Raw genomic sequence first — 13,619 nt, 5'->3', positions numbered from 1 at the left:
CACGGCAACAGGCGGCTGGGTCTACATCATGACCAGCAAGCGCGGCGGCGTACTGTATATCGGCGTCACTGCCGACCTGCCCGCACGGATCATGCAACACAAGCACGGCAAGGGTTCCACCTTCTGTCGTCGTTACGGCCTTGACCGGCTCGTCTATGCGGAGCCTCACGCCGAGATCGCCGACGCCATCGCCAGAGAAAAAGCGATGAAGGCATGGAAGCGTGCGTGGAAGATCGAATTGATCGAAAAAACCAACCCTGAATGGGGTGACCTTTTCGAGCAGATCCACTGACCGACAGCGATCCCAGCTTTCGCTGGGATGACGAAGAGACAAAGCGTCGCCTAACCACCCACTTCCGGTCAAAAGCGAAACTGCGGCGTGATCCCGAAAGCTGCCTTACGGGTCTGGCCCCTTGCCGGAAAAATCCCGCCATTCTGAAAGCGACCCCAAAGTGGCCATTGACGAAAGCTATTTCGGTATTTAGCTAAATAACGATGAATGAGATATTCGACGCTCTCGCCCACCCAATCCGCCGTGAGGTGCTTGAGATGCTCAAGCGCGGGGGCATGACTGCAGGCGAGATTGCGGACCAATTCCCGGTGTCAAAACCCACGATGTCAGGCCACTTTGCCAAATTGAAGGCAGCCGGACTGATCCGGGGTGAAAATCGAAGCGGGTCCATCATCTACACGCTCAATCTCTCCACGCTGGAAGAGGCGCTGCTCGGGTTCATGGGGCGCGTCGGGATTGGCAGTAGCGAGGCTGACCTCCACAACAAGGCGGGAGACACGGCATGAAGGTGCGGGGTCTGTTCTTCGCCAACCTCGGTATCGCAGCGGCGATGGCCGGGTTTGGGTTGTGGGTGGCCGCGGGCCTTGAACCGGGGGCCGAACTGCCGATCCACTGGAATTTGGCGGGTGAAGCGGATGGCTATGCGCCGGCAGCCACGGCCTTGTTGTGGCCAGCAGGCGTGTCCGTCCTGATCGGCGCGCTGTTTGCAGCGATACCCCGGATGGAACCTTTGCAGGAGCGGCTCGAAGCTTCTGCGCCGCTGCTGCGGTCGGTGTGGATCGGGACCATGCTGCTGATGGTCTATCTGCAAATCATGATCGCCGCACCGGCTTTGGGCTGGAAGCTTGGCCCCGATCTGCTTCAGGTCGGACTGGGCGCACTGCTGGTGGTGATCGGCAACAGCCTGCCCAAATCGAGGCCGAGCTTCTTCGTCGGTATCCGGACGCCCTGGACCCTTGCCGATACCGACAACTGGATTGCCACTCACCGTCTTGGGGGCAAGGTGATGATGGGTGCTGGATGCCTGATCGTGGCGGCAGGCCTGTCGCCGCTGCCGACCAGCTGGCGCGCCTCCGCCTTCATGGCACTGCTTGGCGTCGCGGTGGTGGTCCCTGTGTTCTACAGTTGGTGGTTATGGCGCCGAAGGAGCCAGACATGATCAAACATGCCGTGACCATGGCCTGCGCTGCGGCGCTGGGCGCTCCCCTCCAGGCCGAGTCCGGCCCGGCAGAGGTGCCGATCGAGGCAGCAGGGCCGCAAGGCCCGTTGGCGGGCACGATGCTGCGTGGTTCGGATGCGCAAGGACCGGTCGCCTTGATCATTCCGGGTTCAGGGCCCACCGACAGGGACGGGAACAGTCCGCTCGGCGTGCGCGCCGCCAGCTATCGCCTGCTCGCTCAGGGACTGGCCGCAGAGGGCATCACCACCTTGCGCATCGACAAGCGCGGAATGTTCGGCAGTGCTGGCGCTGTCCCCGATGCCAACGCTGTCACGGTGGCGGACTATGTTATCGACACCGCCGCTTGGGTGAAAGCCGTCCGCATGGAGACAGGAGCGCCCTGCGTCTGGCTGATGGGCCACAGCGAGGGAGGCCTTGTCGCGCTAGCCGCGGCACAGGAGGTCGAAAATCTCTGCGGGGTGGTTCTGATCGCAGCTGCAGGCAGGCCCCTGGGTGAGGTGATCAAGTCACAGCTTCGCGCCAATCCCGCCAATGCGCCGTTGATCGAGGCAGCCGATGCCGCGATCGACGCGCTTGCGGCAGGCCGACGCGTGGACGTGACCGCCCTGCCGCAACCGCTTGCGCCGCTGTTCAATCCTGCCGTGCAGGGTTTCCTCATCAGCACCTTTGCGCTCGATCCGGCAGATCTGGCAGCAAAGGCAGCCCTGCCCATGCTGATCGTGCAAGGCGGCAAGGACATTCAGGTCGCGCTTGCAGATGCGGAGCGTCTGAAGGCGGCGAATCCGGGGGCGATGCTGATCATCCTGCCTGATGCCAATCACGTGCTGAAGGATGTTGCGGGGGACAGTCCTGCTGACAACCTGGCCGCCTATCAAGCTCCTGACTTGCCATTATCCGAGGGGCTGGTTGCGGGGATCGCCGCCTTCGTTCGAGACTGAGAGCCACGGTTCCCAAATCCACCCACTCCCCGGCAATCGGGCTATCCGATCGCGCTCGCGACAGCCGCCGCGGCGCAGCGCTTCACACGTCCTCGAAGTTCGGCTTGCGGCGCTCCATTTCGGCCATCACCGCTTCCACCTGGTTGCGGCTGCGCATGATGCCGTGCTGTTCGATGCTTTCCTCCATCAGGATCGCATTGGTGCCGTGCTCCCACATCCCGGCCTGAAGCCGCTTGGCGGCGCGGATCGCGTGGGGGTTCTTGAGCGCGATCTGGCGGGCGATATCCATCGCGCGCTCGTGCGGGTTCTCGTCGAGATAGGTCGCAAGGCCCAGCCCCAGCGCCTCGGTGCCGGAGAATTCGCGGTTGGTGTAGATCAGCTCACGCAGCACATCGTCGCGCACCAGCCCGCGCCACAGGACATAGCCGCCCATGTCGGGGACAAGGCCCCACTTCATCTCCATGATCGCCATGCGGGTGGTGGGGTGGCAGATGCGGATATCGGCGCCGCTGGCGATCTGGAGGCCCCCGCCGAAGCACACGCCGTGGATCGCCGCGATCACCGGGACGGGCAGCTTCCTCCACTGCATCGCCACCTGCTGCGGGCGGTTGGCGTTGCCATAGGTGCGCTCGGTCAGGCTCGGCTCGTCCTCGGCCGGTTTGCGGGCGAAGTTCGACAGGTCGAGCCCGGCGCAGAACGCCCGCCCCTCGCCCGAGAGCACCACCGCGCGCAGGCCCTTCATGCGTTGCAGCGTGTGGCCGGCCTCGATGATGCGTTCGAACATCTCGTGGTCGAGCGCGTTCATCTTGTCGCCGCGGGTGAAGCGGACATCGGCCACGCCATCCTCGCCCAGCGTGATGGCGATCCGGTCATTGGCGAGCGTGGTGGCGGTGGCGGACATGGCAGGCTGATCCCTCGGCAGGCGTGAACTGTATGGGATCAAGATTGACCGATCCGCAGCGTCCTGTCCAGCGGTCCGCACGGGGGCAGATCGAGGGTGTAGCCGCCATCGGGGTGGGCCGCGATCAGACCCGCGAGGCCGAATGGCTCCAGCTTGGCGCAAAGGCCCGCGGCATGATCGGCGAGGCTGCCGGGGGTTTCGGCACGGGCAGGAACGGCCACTCGCCGGGGGCCGGGTGGCCGCCGGTCACGCGGGTGCCGGGCGCTTCGGCCAGCTGCCACAGCAGCGCGAACTCGCCCTCGCTGAGCGCCAGCCAGCAGTCCACCACCCGGGCATCGCGGTGCACCAGGTCGAGCGTCACGTCCCCCGCCTCGCGAAACCGCAGGGCGGGAAAGTCGAGACCGGGGAACTGGCCGAACGGCGGCGGGGCGTTCACAGCATCCCCCCGGCGCGCATCGAATAGACCGCATCAGTGGTGAAGATCAGATGGTCGATCAGCGCGATCTCGAGCGTGCAGGCGATATCGGACAGGCGGCGGGTGGCGGCGATGTCGCAGCCGCTTGGGCGGCAGTGGCCCGAGGGGTGGCTGTGCGCCAGAATGAGGCCGCGCGCATCGACCCGCAGCGCCTCGCCCAGCAGCGCCCGCAGGCTGACCGTCAGCGTGCTCATGCTGCCGATCCCGCACGGCGCATCGCCGATCCACACGCTGTTGGCGTCGACGAACACCGCATGGCCGCGCTCGTGGCTCGCCGGGTGGGCGAGCACCAGGCTGCGCAGATAGGCGATCATGGCGGCCACGCGCTGATCGGGGGTCGGGGGCGTATAACAGGCCGCAGGCCGGGTGTGCGGCGGCACAGCAAGGGTCTTCGCCCGGGTCAGCACGGCGGGATGACGCATCACCAATGTCTCCGCAAGGCTATTGCCGGGGCCAGCTCAGGCTCGGCGGGTTGAGGCGCCATTCGCGATAGGCCCCGAACCGCCGCTGGCGCAGGCGATGGCGCACGAAGCCGCCCGCCAGCACCAGCAGAATGGCATAGGACGGCCCGATGATGAGGATCGCCGCGGCCAACGGCGACACTGCATCGACCATCGCCTGAACGACGAAGGCCACCAGCGCGACGACCTGAAATCCGGCGATCCACAGCGGGTAATTGCGATTGGCGTTGATCGCGACGAGGATGAACAGCCCGGCCGCAATCACGTCGATCACGAACCACAGCTGCAACAGCAGATCCTGATCCATCGTCGCCGCGTTCACCCACACCAACGGGTAGACCGGCAGCACCATCGTGCCGACGAAAATGCCGATCAGCCACCGCTCCGGGCCGCCGCCCCAGCGCCAGATTGCCGCGGCAAGCAGCAAGGCGGCGATGTGCTGGGCGACAACCCGGTACGCGTTGAACAGTTCGAGCAGTTCGCCCATCCCGTCAGGCCTGAACCCTCTCCCGCCCGGCGGAGGCCGATTCCACCACTTCAGGCGGCACCGTGGTCGGGATGCCCACGTCACCCGAGGCGTGGACCTTGGCGACCTTGCTGAGCTCGTCATGCACCCTCAGCAGGTTGGTCGACATTGCCAGTGCCTGGCTTTCGGCCTCGGTCAGGCGAACCAGCGCGCGCTGGCCGGTGTGGACTTCGACCAGCGGGTTCTGGCGAGCGGCCAGCATGGCCTGCTTGAGACGGGCCATGGCGATGATCGATTCATCGGCCAGAGCCTCCGCCTCGCGGATCAGCTTCTTGAGATTGTGCGCATCAGTGAGGATCCGAGTTTCCATCAGTATTCTCCAGCGCGACCGGTGCTCCCCCGGTCACGACCCCTGTCTCCGCGGAGTAGGCGGCCTTGCCTTCCGTTGCCTGGCTGAGGGTCATCGCCGCCGTGACGGCAAGGATCACCGAAGCCAGAATGCCCGAAGCGATCCCAATGATCGCCCCAAGCCGCATCAGAACAGCATGCTCGCCATCGAGCACTCCGGGGACCACCCTGGGCTCACCCGGCCGCAGCCAGGGTGCCTGTTCGATCAGAGGCGTTGCATCGCTGAGCACCAGCTGCCCCGGGTCGTCCCGGAGGTCGAAATCAGCCAGATCAGTTGACGGGTTAATCTGATTATTTGTGTATGCAGCTTCGCTGAAGGCCTTCAGCGAATCTGTATCCGCAGCAACACCGATATCATTTTCTGATGAAACTTCAGTATCTTCTGGAGTAAGCGTGGCGCGGTAATTGTCCACCAGATCGCCAAGGCTGCCCGCTTCGTAGAAGTCCTTAAGCGCGCGGATATGCTGATTGATGCGGGTTTCGGACACGCCGAGTTCCTGCGCGATCACCTTGATCGGGACGCGCCTGTCGATGCGCTCCATAACGGCGCGCTGCCTGTCGGTAAGCCGGCGAGCGGCTTGGGACGCCATCTGCCTCTCCAAAAAGGGTTGCCCCGGTTTAGACGCGAATTAGCCTGAATCGGGCAAGGATTCTTCCGATTTGGAGCAAAAAGGCAAATTCCTTCTATCCGCCGGACGTATTGACCCCCACCGATTGGAGATAGCGCTTGATGTTCCGGGCGGCCTGACGAAGGCGTTGTTCGTTCTCGACCATCGCAATCCGGACATAGCCTTCGCCGTTTTCGCCATAGCCCACGCCCGGCGCAACCGCGACCTGCGCCTGCGTCAGCAGCTGTTTGGAAAATTCGAGACTTCCCATCGATTTCAGCGCCGGGGGCAGCGGCGCCCAGGCGAACATCGAGGCAGGCGGCGGGGGAATGTCCCATCCGGCGCGGCCAAAGGCCTCGACCATCACGTCGCGGCGCTTGTGATAAAGCTGGCGGTTGCTTTCGATAATGTCCTGCGGCCCGTTCAGCGCCGCGCAGGCGGCCGCCTGAATCGGGGTGAATGCGCCATAATCGAGGTAGGACTTCACCCGCGTCAGCGCCGCGATCAGCTGCTTGTTGCCGACCGCAAAGCCCATCCGCCAGCCCGCCATCGAATAGGTCTTGGACATCGAGGTGAATTCGATCGCGATATCCTTCGCGCCGGGCACTTCCATGATCGAGCGGGTGGGCTTGCCGTCGTAATACAGCTCGGAATAGGCCAGATCGGAGACAATCCAGACCTGATTCTCCTTCGCCCAGGCCACCAGCCGCTCATAGAACGGCAGTTCCACCGTCTCGGCTGTGGGGTTGGAAGGATAGCTCACCACCAGCACCGAGGGACGCGGGACGGTGTAGTTCATCGCCCGGTCGAGCGATTCCCAGTAATGATCGCCGGGCGTGGTCGGCACCGAACGGATCGTCGCGCCTGCAATGATGAAGCCGAAGGTGTGGATCGGGTAGCTGGGATTGGGCGCCAGCACCACGTCGCCCGGCGCGATGATCGCGGTGGCAAGGCTGGAGAGCCCCTCCTTCGATCCCATCGTCACCACCACTTCGTTTTCGGGATCCAGCTCCACCCCGAAGCGGCGGGCGTAGTAGCCTGCCTGCGCGCGGCGCAGACCGGGGATGCCCTTGGACTGCGAATAGCCGTGCGCATCGGGCTTGCCCGCGACTTCGCACAGCTTGTCGATCACGTGCTGCGGGGGCGGCTGATCGGGGTTGCCCATGCCGAGGTCGATGATGTCCTGCCCGGCCAGACGGGCTGCATGGCGCATGGCGTTGACCTCCGCGATCACATACGGGGGCATCCGCTTCATGCGATAGAACTGGTCATTCATGGGACGTCATCACCTTGTCTTGCACGGGTATGATGGAACCGGCATTGTCTCCCTAGGCGAAACCCTCCGCAGGTGTGAAGGCGTTTTCGCTTGGTTGCGGCCAGCCCCGATTGGCGGCACTAGGGAACCGCGCACACGGACAAGGGACGGTTTCAGGCTATGGCACAGGACAACGATCTCATGGCGGCAGCCGGGGACAGCCTCAAGGGCTTCTTCGATATGCAGAGCGAAGCCTTGCGCGCGATGACGGGCGGCAAGGGGGCCGAATCGCTGCCTGAAGCGCTGATGGCCAAGGGGATCGACCCCGCCGAAATGACCGAATGGGCGGCCACCGCAGCGCAGCTTCAGCAGCTGTGGCTCGATTTCGCCACGCATCAGGCGCAGGCCGCCGCCGAAAAGGCCAGTCAGGGCGGCATGGCGGGCGCGAACCTGCTCGACCCGGCGCAGTGGCTGGTGATCTCGCAGAGCATGTTGGGCCACATGCCCAAGGGGCTATTCGAAGCCTCGGCCAAGCTGGCGCAGGACCAGATGCAGCTGTGGACCGGGATGATGCAGAGTTTCGCCTCGGGCGTGACAGGCGGACAGGCGAGCGCAGCGCCAGAGGCGGCGGCCCTGCCCAAGTCCGACCGCCGCTTCGCCGATCCGGCGTGGCGCGAGCACCCGGCCTTCCTGCTGCTGCACCAGACCTATCTGATGCTCGCCGACTATTTCCGGAAGGCGGTGAAGGGCATGGACGGCCTCGACAAGACCAAGCGCCAGCAGCTCGACTTCGCGGTGACGGCGCTGGCCGAGGCGATGAGCCCGGACAATTTCCTCGCATTGAATCCCGTGGTGCTGAAGCGCACGATGGAGACCAAGGGCGCCAATCTGGTGCGCGGGATGCAGCACCTCATCAACGACATGAAGCGCGGGCAGCTGACCCACACCGACCCCGACGCCTTCCGATTGGGCGAAAACCTTGCGGCCAGCCCCGGCAAGGTGGTGCACGAGACGCCGCTCTATCAGCTGATCCAGTATTCTCCCTCGACCGAGGAGGTGCTGGAAGTGCCGCTGGTGATCTTCCCGCCGTGGATCAACCGCTTCTACATCCTCGACCTGACGCCCAAGAAGAGCTTCATCAAGTGGGCGGTCGATCAGGGCATCTCGGTCTTCGTGGTCAGCTGGAAGAGCGCCGACGAAAGCATGGCCGAGGTCGTGTGGGACGATTACATCCGCGCCCAGATCGAAGCGATCGACCATGTGCGCGCGCGGCTCGATGTCCCCGCCGTCCACACCATCGGCTATTGCGTGGCCGGCACGACGCTCGCCGCGACGCTGGCGGTGCTGCACCGGCGGGGCGAGGCGGACAAGGTCAAGTCGGCCACCTTCTTCACCGCGCAGGTCGATTTCGAGAAGAGCGGCGACCTCAAGCATTTCATTGACGAGGGCCAGCTCGAGATGATCGGAAAGCTGTCCTCGGGGCAGGGCTATCTCGACGGGCGCTATCTCGCGGCGACCTTCAACGCGCTGCGCGGGCGTGACCTGATCTGGAACTACGTGGTCAACAACTACCTGCTGGGCGAGGACTACCCGGCCTTCGACCTGCTGCACTGGAACGGCGACGTCACCAACCTGCCGGCCAAGTGGCACCAGGCCTACCTGCGCGACCTCTACCGCGACAACAAGCTGGTGGTGCCCGATGCGCTGGAGGCGGACGGCACACCGATCGACCTGACCCGCGTCGCAACCCCCAGCTTCGTTCAGGCGGGCCGCGAGGATCACATCGCGCCGGCCGAAAGCGTGTGGCGGATCACGCAGCATTTCAGCGGGCCGATCGAGTTCCTGCTGGCAGGCTCCGGGCATATTGCAGGCGTGGTCAATCCGCCCTCGGCAGGCAAATATCAGTATTGGGTCGGCGACAGCACCGCGCCATCGCTCAAGGCCTTTGTCGAAAGCGCGACCGAGCATCCGGGCAGCTGGTGGCCGCACTGGCTGGAATGGCTGCACAAGCAGTCCGACACGCGGGTTGCGGCCACGGGCAAGCGCGCGCCCGGCGGCAAGGGCGACACAGTGATCGAGGATGCGCCGGGCCGCTATGTGAAGGCGCGATAATCCGCGCCACGCATCACGGGGGTGAGGCAAAGCCCCGCGGCAAATATCTGTATCCAAGGGATTTTGCAGGTTTTTGTGCACTGCACAAAAACACTTGACTTCGCAGCTGCACTCGCTATTTTGTGCAGTGCAACATGAAGCGAGGTCGTCATGTCCGAAGTTGAACAGAATGCCGAAGTGAAAGCCCCGGTCTCCAAGATCGATGCCGCTGCCGAAAAGGCTTACGCCGCAGCGTCCACCAAGGCCGCCGAAGCGCCGAAGGTCGATGTGACCGCCGTCGCCGAAGCCGTTGCCGCTCCCAAGAAGGCTCCGGCCGCCCGCAAGGCGACCCCGGCCAAGAAGGCTGCGGCCAAGACCGTCAAGAAGACGGCGACCAAAACCGCCAAGTCCCCGGTCAAGAAGCCGGCGCTGGTCAAGAAGGCTGCCACCAAGGTGAGCAAGCCCGCCGCCAAGAAGCCCACGGCGAAGACCAGCGCGCCGAAGACCAATCCCGTCATCAAGCTCAAGGATACCATCATGGCCACTGCCAAGAACACCGACATCACCGCCACCGCCAAGGAAGTCCTCACCGACGTCCAGACCCGCGCCAAGACCGCCTACGCCAAGAGCACCGTGCTCGCCAGCGAAGCGACCGAGTTCACCAAGGCGAACGTCGAAGCCGTCGTCGAAAGCGGCAAGATCTTCTTCACCGGCGCGCAGGACCTGCTCAAGGACAACGTCGAAACCGGCAAGACCGTGCTCGAAACCGTCACCGAAGATGCCAAGAAGGTCGCTTCCGTCAAGTCGCCGACCGAGCTGTTCCAGCTGCAGGGCGAAATCGCCCGTCGCAACTTCGATGCGATGGTCTCCTACGGCTCGAAGCGCACCGAAGCCTGGGTGAAGCTCTACAACGAAGCCTTCGCCCCGATCTCGAACCGCGTCAGCGTCGCTGTCGAGAAGGTCAAGAAGGCGGCCTAAGCCTCACAAGTTCCTGAACCGGGCCTCTCTCCTCTCTCCCAACCCGGTTCACGAGAGCGCGCCGCAAGGCGCCGGCCCGAGCAAGCACGGCTTGCTCGGGCCTTTTGCTTTGGCAGCACGGCCCTGCCGCCATGCAAAATGAATCCAAGCAACCGCTTGCACCTCGGCCAGCGAATCCCATAATGGAGGCTCATGCCAACCCGCGCCTTTCCCGCCCTCGCCGATCAGGCCGAGCCGCTGCTGCCGCTCGGCATGGCCGTGCGCGCGGAGGATGACGACAAGGATAAGGACGCAGGCGGCGGCAGTCAGGTCGGCATCGCCACCAAGACCCGCGCCAAGCCCAAGAAGCCGAGCCAGTACAAGGTGCTGATGCTCAACGACGATTACACCCCGATGGAATTCGTGGTGCTGGTGCTGAAGCGCTTCTTCTCGATGGATCTGGAACAGGCCACCCGCGTGATGCTCCACGTCCACCAGCGCGGTGTCGGCGTGTGCGGGATCTTCACCTACGAAGTGGCCGAAACCAAGGTCAATCAGGTGATGGACTTCGCCCGCCAGAACCAGCACCCGCTGCAATGCACGCTGGAAAAGGCATGAGCGCGCGGGCGTGAGGCAGGCCCACCACCCCGATCCCGATCCCGTGCTGCCCGGACAGGAAAGCGTCTGGGACTACCCCCGCCCCGCGATTGCCGAGCCGACCGCCCGCCACATTCGGATCGTCCACAAGGGCGTGGTGCTGGCGGATACCCGTGCTGCGTGGCGCACGCTCGAAACCTCGCATCCGCCGACCTACTACCTCCCGCAAGCCGACATCGCGATGGCGCACCTTGCCCCCAACCCCGCGCGCTCGCTGTGCGAGTGGAAGGGGCAGGCGGCCTATTGGGACGTGACCATCGGCGGCGACCGCTTCGTGCAGGCCGGCTGGAGCTACCCTTCCCCCACCGCGCCCTTTGCGGGGATTGCGGGCCATATCGCCTTCTACGCCGCGCCTTTCGACGAAGTGACGGTGGACGGCGAGCAGGTGACGCCGCAGCCCGGCGGCTTCTACGGCGGCTGGATCACCTCGGCCGAAGCCGGGCCGTTCAAGGGCATTCCCGGCAGCCGCTTCTGGTAAATCCGCCTCGCACGGCCGCGCGCGCGCGAAATGGGGGCATGACGGCGCCGCGCTCCCTCGCTATGGCCGTGTGACAATCGACGGAACCTCACGTGCCCCACCTTTTCCCCAGCATCGACCGCTATATCCTGCGGCTGACGATCGTGCCGATGCTGGGCGTGTTCGCGCTCGCCGCCAGCCTGCTCACGCTCGACAAGATGCTGCGCCTGTTCGATTTCGTCGCGGTCGAGGGCGGGCCCGTGGGCGTTGTGTTCAAGATGCTGGGCGCGCTGATTCCCGAATATGCCAGCCTCGCGATCCCCTTGGGGCTGCTGCTCGGCGTGCTGCTGGCCTTCCGCAAGCTGGCGACCTCCTCCGAACTCGATACGATGCGCGCGGTCGGGCTGTCCTATAACCGGCTGCTGAGGATGCCCTATCTGATCACGCTGGTGATGGTCGCGCTCAACATCATGCTGGTGTTCTACATCCAGCCGATCAGCCGCTATTATTACGAGCAGATGGAATACGAGCTGCGCTCGGGCGCGCTCGGGGCCTCGATCAAGGTGGGCGAATTCACCACCATTGCCGACCGCATGGCGCTCCGGATCGAGGAGAGCGAGGACGACGGGCGCAAGCTCATCGGCATCTTCGCCCGCGTCGCCAACGCCAAGGGGCAGGTGCTGAGCATCTCCGCGCGCGAGGGGGCCTTCCTCGCCACCCGCGACAATCCCGACACCATCATCCTGCGCCTGACCGAGGGCACGATCATTCAGGATACGGGCATGAAGGGCCAGACGCCGCGGGTGCTGAGCTTCAGCCGCCACGATCTGCCGATCGATCTGCCTGCGATCGAGGCCTTCCGCGCCCGCGGCGATGCGACGCGCGAATATATCCTGCCCGAACTGCTGAGGATCGGCTGGAGCGACGAAAGCCCCGCGCAGGCACGCGATGCGAGCCTTGCCAGCTTCAACTTCCGGCTGGTCGAGATCGTGATGATGTTCCTGATGCCGCTGCTGGCGGTGGCGCTGGCGATTCCGCCCAAGCGATCGACCAGCGCGCTGGGGGTGTTCGTGTCGATCGTGATGGTGGTCGCCTATCACAAGATCAACCAGTACGGCGAAGACATCGCCTCGCTAGGGCGGCTCGATCCGATCCTGGCCTTCTGGGTGCCCTTTGCGGTGTTTGCCGGGCTGATTCTGTGGATGTATTACCGCGTCGCCTATGTGCCGGGCGGGCAGGCGATCGGAGCGCTGGAGACCGCCTTCGCCAAACTGTCGAAGCAGGTGGGCAAGCTGTTCAGGCGCCGCCGCCCGGGTGGCTCGACCACGGCAACGGCCCCGGCGGAGTAGGCGCGCCATGCAGCTCGATTTCTTCCCCTCGCGCACGCTGACGCTCTATCTCGCCAAGCTGTTCGTGGTGCGCATCCTTGCCGTGCTGGTGATGCTGGTGCTGGTGCTGCTGGCGCTCGATCTCTTGTCGGCGACGGGCAAGATCCTCGCCGCGCCGGGCAACGGACAGGCGGAGATCCTGCAATATGCCTCGCTGCGCCTGCCGCAGCTGGTCAGCCGCTTCCTGCCCTATTCGGTGCTGCTGGCGACGCTGATCACGCTGGTGACGCTCAACCAGAACTCCGAAGTGGTGGCGATGAAGGCCGCGGGCCTCAGCGCACATCAGGTGCTCGCCCCGCTGCTGCTGACGGCGGCGGTGGTCTCGATCGTGAGCTTCGGCTTCAACGAGCGGATCGTCACCCGCGCCAATGCAACGCTGAAGGCGTGGGAGGCGGCGGAATATGGCCCGATCCCCGAAGCCACCGGCGGGGGCGGGGTGCGCGCGAACGTCTATTTCACCGATGGCGAGAACATCCTCACCGCCGCAACGCTTTCAGATGGTGGCGAGAATATCGTGCTCACCGGCGTCACCTGGTATGCCCGCGCGCCGGGCGGGATCATCCGCCAGCAAGTGAGAGCCCCGCGCGCCACCTACGCTGCCCCCGGCTGGCGGCTGGAACAGCCGGTGCGCTTCGATGTCGCGGGCGCACTGACCGAGCCTTTGCCCGAGCTGGTGGTGGGCGAGGAACTCAGCCCTGAGCGGATCATGCTGCAATCGATCGACCCCGACGCGCAAAGCTTCTGGGAATTGAGCCAGAGCATCGATGCCTATGACGCCGCCGGGCGCAACACCGACGAGATGCGCGCCAAGTGGTGGCACCGGTTGTCGGGGCCATTGTCGGCACTGCTGATGCCGCTGCTGGGCTCGATCGCCGCCTTCGGCCTCGCGCGTTCGGGCCAGCTGTTCGTGCGCGCGATCATCGGGATGGCGCTGGGCTTTGCCTATTTCGTGGTCGACAACGCCGCGCTGGCGATGGGCAGCTTTGGCGGCTACCCCCCGCTGCTCGCGGCATGGGCGCCGTTTTTCCTGTTCCTGCTGCTCGGCGAGACGGTGCTGGTGCGGACCGAGGAGTGAGCTGGTCGCT

At 64.8% G+C, this 13,619-nt stretch carries 17 protein-coding genes; 10 read left to right on the top strand and 7 right to left on the bottom strand.

Annotated features, from left to right (window positions below):
* The first annotated feature begins 25 nt into the window (after positions 1-25).
* The 4 genes from BZF59_RS12530 (at position 26) to BZF59_RS12515 (ending at position 2,410) form a co-directional block, all read left to right on the top strand.
* Complete coding sequence (locus BZF59_RS12530) at positions 26-292, top strand: GIY-YIG nuclease family protein (RefSeq protein WP_281251688.1); 267 nt, start codon at positions 26-28, stop codon at positions 290-292.
* Positions 293-495: 203 nt separating this feature from the next.
* A complete protein-coding gene (locus BZF59_RS12525; protein ID WP_086608604.1) occupies positions 496-798 on the top strand; it encodes a metalloregulator ArsR/SmtB family transcription factor in 303 nt (100 codons plus the stop codon).
* Entirely contained in the window at positions 795-1,451 is a 657-nt protein-coding gene (locus BZF59_RS12520; RefSeq protein WP_086608603.1) for an SdpI family protein, read from the top strand. The genes BZF59_RS12525 and BZF59_RS12520 overlap by 4 nt, the downstream gene beginning before the upstream one ends.
* A complete protein-coding gene (locus BZF59_RS12515) occupies positions 1,448-2,410 on the top strand; it encodes an alpha/beta hydrolase (protein WP_245806143.1) in 963 nt (320 codons plus the stop codon). Before BZF59_RS12520 ends, BZF59_RS12515 begins: the two co-directional genes overlap by 4 nt.
* An 82-nt stretch (positions 2,411-2,492) precedes the next feature.
* Here BZF59_RS12515 and BZF59_RS12510 read toward each other — a convergent pair whose 3' ends face one another.
* The 7 genes from BZF59_RS12510 to BZF59_RS12480 all read right to left on the bottom strand — a co-directional run bounded on the left by BZF59_RS12510 (position 2,493) and on the right by BZF59_RS12480 (position 7,005).
* Positions 2,493-3,311 (bottom strand): crotonase/enoyl-CoA hydratase family protein, encoded by an 819-nt coding sequence (locus BZF59_RS12510; protein ID WP_086608601.1) that lies wholly within the window; start codon positions 3,309-3,311, stop codon positions 2,493-2,495.
* A gap of 124 nt (positions 3,312-3,435) precedes the next feature.
* The gene (locus tag BZF59_RS12505; protein WP_086608600.1) at positions 3,436-3,747 is read right to left on the bottom strand and encodes a response regulator transcription factor; all 312 of its coding nucleotides are present in this window, start codon (positions 3,745-3,747) and stop codon (positions 3,436-3,438) included.
* Positions 3,744-4,208 (bottom strand): JAB domain-containing protein, encoded by a 465-nt coding sequence (locus tag BZF59_RS12500; protein ID WP_086608599.1) that lies wholly within the window; start codon positions 4,206-4,208, stop codon positions 3,744-3,746. The genes BZF59_RS12505 and BZF59_RS12500 overlap by 4 nt, the downstream gene beginning before the upstream one ends.
* 19 nt (positions 4,209-4,227) lie before the next feature.
* Positions 4,228-4,734 carry a hypothetical protein gene (locus BZF59_RS12495; RefSeq protein ID WP_086608598.1) on the bottom strand — a complete coding sequence of 169 codons (507 nt, stop codon included), beginning with the start codon at positions 4,732-4,734 and terminating at the stop codon, positions 4,228-4,230.
* 4 nt (positions 4,735-4,738) lie between these two features.
* Entirely contained in the window at positions 4,739-5,083 is a 345-nt protein-coding gene (locus tag BZF59_RS12490; protein WP_086608597.1) for a hypothetical protein, read from the bottom strand.
* Positions 5,061-5,663, bottom strand: a complete 603-nt coding sequence (locus BZF59_RS12485; protein ID WP_245806142.1) for a hypothetical protein — start codon at positions 5,661-5,663, stop codon at positions 5,061-5,063. Before BZF59_RS12485 ends, BZF59_RS12490 begins: the two co-directional genes overlap by 23 nt.
* A gap of 142 nt (positions 5,664-5,805) precedes the next feature.
* On the bottom strand, positions 5,806-7,005 hold the full coding sequence (locus tag BZF59_RS12480) for an LL-diaminopimelate aminotransferase (protein WP_086608596.1): 1,200 nt from the start codon (positions 7,003-7,005) through the stop codon (positions 5,806-5,808).
* Between the two features lie 159 nt (positions 7,006-7,164).
* Here BZF59_RS12480 and BZF59_RS12475 point away from each other — a divergent pair, with 159 nt between their 5' ends.
* From BZF59_RS12475 to lptG, 6 genes are all read left to right on the top strand, one after another.
* Positions 7,165-9,096: a PHA/PHB synthase family protein gene (locus BZF59_RS12475; RefSeq protein ID WP_086608595.1), complete on the top strand. Its 1,932-nt coding sequence runs from the start codon at positions 7,165-7,167 to the stop codon at positions 9,094-9,096.
* A gap of 150 nt (positions 9,097-9,246) precedes the next feature.
* Positions 9,247-10,053, top strand: coding sequence for a phasin family protein (locus BZF59_RS12470; protein WP_086608594.1), 807 nt, complete (start codon positions 9,247-9,249; stop codon positions 10,051-10,053).
* 252 nt (positions 10,054-10,305) lie between these two features.
* A complete protein-coding gene (gene clpS, locus BZF59_RS12465; protein WP_211277415.1) occupies positions 10,306-10,650 on the top strand; it encodes an ATP-dependent Clp protease adapter ClpS in 345 nt (114 codons plus the stop codon).
* A 10-nt stretch (positions 10,651-10,660) separates the two neighbouring features.
* Complete coding sequence (locus BZF59_RS12460) at positions 10,661-11,167, top strand: DUF427 domain-containing protein (protein WP_245806141.1); 507 nt, start codon at positions 10,661-10,663, stop codon at positions 11,165-11,167.
* 92 nt (positions 11,168-11,259) lie between these two features.
* Positions 11,260-12,495: an LptF/LptG family permease gene (locus BZF59_RS12455; protein ID WP_086608593.1), complete on the top strand. Its 1,236-nt coding sequence runs from the start codon at positions 11,260-11,262 to the stop codon at positions 12,493-12,495.
* Positions 12,496-12,502: 7 nt separating this feature from the next.
* Complete coding sequence (gene lptG, locus BZF59_RS12450) at positions 12,503-13,609, top strand: LPS export ABC transporter permease LptG (RefSeq protein ID WP_086608592.1); 1,107 nt, start codon at positions 12,503-12,505, stop codon at positions 13,607-13,609.
* Positions 13,610-13,619 lie beyond the last annotated feature (10 nt).

This window comes from Erythrobacter donghaensis (assembly GCF_002155425.1).
Taxonomy (GTDB): domain Bacteria; phylum Pseudomonadota; class Alphaproteobacteria; order Sphingomonadales; family Sphingomonadaceae; genus Erythrobacter; species Erythrobacter donghaensis.
The sequence above is the reverse complement of the archived record's forward strand: the minus strand, read 5'-3'. Positions and strand labels throughout refer to the sequence as shown.

Excerpts from the sequence above, each read along its gene's own strand:
- BZF59_RS12510 (WP_086608601.1), bottom strand. The coding sequence starts at position 3,311 with ATGTCCGCCACCGCCACCACGCTCGCCAATGACCGGATCGCCATCACG.
- BZF59_RS12470 (WP_086608594.1), top strand. The coding sequence starts at position 9,247 with ATGTCCGAAGTTGAACAGAATGCCGAAGTGAAAGCCCCGGTCTCCAAG.
- BZF59_RS12525 (WP_086608604.1), top strand. The coding sequence starts at position 496 with ATGAATGAGATATTCGACGCTCTCGCCCACCCAATCCGCCGTGAGGTG.
- BZF59_RS12480 (WP_086608596.1), bottom strand. The coding sequence starts at position 7,005 with ATGAATGACCAGTTCTATCGCATGAAGCGGATGCCCCCGTATGTGATC.
- BZF59_RS12520 (WP_086608603.1), top strand. The coding sequence starts at position 795 with ATGAAGGTGCGGGGTCTGTTCTTCGCCAACCTCGGTATCGCAGCGGCG.
- lptG (WP_086608592.1), top strand. The coding sequence starts at position 12,503 with ATGCAGCTCGATTTCTTCCCCTCGCGCACGCTGACGCTCTATCTCGCC.
- BZF59_RS12485 (WP_245806142.1), bottom strand. The coding sequence starts at position 5,663 with ATGGAGCGCATCGACAGGCGCGTCCCGATCAAGGTGATCGCGCAGGAA.
- BZF59_RS12475 (WP_086608595.1), top strand. The coding sequence starts at position 7,165 with ATGGCACAGGACAACGATCTCATGGCGGCAGCCGGGGACAGCCTCAAG.
- BZF59_RS12515 (WP_245806143.1), top strand. The coding sequence starts at position 1,448 with ATGATCAAACATGCCGTGACCATGGCCTGCGCTGCGGCGCTGGGCGCT.
- BZF59_RS12500 (WP_086608599.1), bottom strand. The coding sequence starts at position 4,208 with ATGCGTCATCCCGCCGTGCTGACCCGGGCGAAGACCCTTGCTGTGCCG.
- BZF59_RS12490 (WP_086608597.1), bottom strand. The coding sequence starts at position 5,083 with ATGGAAACTCGGATCCTCACTGATGCGCACAATCTCAAGAAGCTGATC.
- clpS (WP_211277415.1), top strand. The coding sequence starts at position 10,306 with ATGGCCGTGCGCGCGGAGGATGACGACAAGGATAAGGACGCAGGCGGC.
- BZF59_RS12495 (WP_086608598.1), bottom strand. The coding sequence starts at position 4,734 with ATGGGCGAACTGCTCGAACTGTTCAACGCGTACCGGGTTGTCGCCCAG.